The 244-nt window shown below is 66.0% G+C and carries 1 protein-coding gene; it reads right to left on the bottom strand.

Going from position 1 to position 244, the window contains the following annotated elements; all coding sequences use genetic code 11:
- Positions 1–244: NAD-binding protein (locus tag ACY0MJ_RS22485; protein WP_462640784.1), on the bottom strand; the 244-nt coding region annotated here is incomplete at both ends.

The following is a 244-nucleotide window of genomic DNA, read 5'->3' as shown; positions in this document are numbered from 1 at the left end:
CGCGGGACTTCGAGAGCACGGTCATCCCGCCGCGCTTGAAGACCTTCTCGAGGACGCTCGCCGCATCCTTGTCCTCACCGGGGAGCACCTGCTCACGGCTCGAGATCAGCGTGACCTTCGCGCCGAGGTTCATGTAGGCCGAGGCGAACTCCGCGCCCGTGACACCGGATCCGACCACGATCAGGTGCTCGGGGAGCGCCTTCATGTCGTACAGCTGCGTCCAGGTCAGGATGCGCTTGCCGTC

This window comes from Ramlibacter sp. bp-362 (genome assembly GCF_054956735.1).
Note: the sequence above shows the minus strand (reverse complement) of the source record. Positions and strands in the feature narration are given on the sequence as shown.